General features: G+C 48.5%; 1 protein-coding gene and 1 pseudogene. One reads left to right on the top strand and one right to left on the bottom strand.

Features of this window, described 5'->3' with window-relative positions; all coding sequences use genetic code 11:
- Positions 1-438 (top strand): hypothetical protein (locus C446_RS18660; protein ID WP_204365911.1); only part of this gene is annotated, 438 nt, incomplete at its 5' end.
- A 370-nt stretch (positions 439-808) separates the two neighbouring features.
- On the opposite strand, the pseudogene C446_RS07295 reads toward C446_RS18660, so the two are convergent.
- Positions 809-1,203, bottom strand: a pseudogene (locus C446_RS07295) (hypothetical protein); the annotation flags it as partial.

Below are 1,203 nucleotides of genomic sequence, written 5' to 3'. Positions count from 1 at the left end.
GATAGGTGGTCAGTTTCTGGTCTGCCCGTCCCGTCCGGCGAACTAATCTTGAACGTGCAACAGGGTATACCTGATTGCTGTGAAATGGATGTGGGTTTCAGTACCCTATACAACGAGTTTGAGGACTACGCTGGAGAGCAAGCGGCAACAGAACTCAACGAGATTCTTCAGGATTACTGTGAGGGTGTGGATACCCGTCTCTTGAGAGAGATTGCGGCTCACACTGAGCCAGCCGTATCCTTCTCCTCACCGTCTGGCGACTCTCTGATTGAAGCGTACCAGATAGATGGGCACGCATATTACCTCTATACCGATGGTGGAGTGTATGAAGCGTACAGAGGCTCAGGATTATCCCCAACAACAACCGATATGTTCCGAGATTCCAGATATTGGCAATCAACCAGCGAAGCCATCTCCAAGAGAAGCACTCCTGCGTAGAATTTTACGGGTAGGATTCTGGTTATACACACAAATCCGTATTGCTGACTAATTCGGGCTTTAATACAGAGTGGATGGATGTACTGGAACGGGTCTTATGCTTCTGATTCTACCCTGTTCTCGGTCAAAATAGAGGCGTTTCTATCTGAATGAGGGTACGCAAGTGTGCGGCAGTCGGCAAGTGCTTTGTAGAGTTGAACGAGCTGAATCAGATGAACCAACGCTTGAGGATGTCCCCCAGGAGTATTGGGAGACCATTCAAGAACGGACTGGCGGAGTCACTAAACACGATATTGACTCACTGGAGCATCTGGAAGTGTTACTCTCTGACAGACAGTTCGAACGGTTGATGAATAAGATAGAGTGATGTCTACTCTTCCAATTCTCTTTCCGCCACATCGGAGATACGGCTGTAATCGATTCGTTGCGTCGGTAGTTGGACATTATCTCCGTGGTATGAGTTCCAAATTTTCTTGCCTACATAGTATTCAGTAGGATTGCCTTCTTTAGGTTCGAGCCAGAGGTCGTGATACCAGATATGCCGTTGTACCTCTTCATCGTCAAGGTCTCGCCCAATAGTCACCTGGAATAGTATCTTGACGAACTCAATGTCCTCGGCGTTGTTCATGGGTGGCTCTGGTTCGTCAGGGTGTGGGAAGTGCCGTGGCCAGATTACCACATCAGGAATAACATCACCTTCATCAGTTCGTGAACCAGCGGGCGGGTCATGGATAACCATCAGAGCTGGACTCTGTTCCTGATTGA

The sequence above is a fragment of the Halobiforma nitratireducens JCM 10879 genome (genome assembly GCF_000337895.1).
Classification (GTDB): Archaea; Halobacteriota; Halobacteria; order Halobacteriales; family Natrialbaceae; genus Natronobacterium; species Natronobacterium nitratireducens.
Note: the sequence above shows the minus strand (reverse complement) of the source record. Positions and strands in the feature narration are given on the sequence as shown.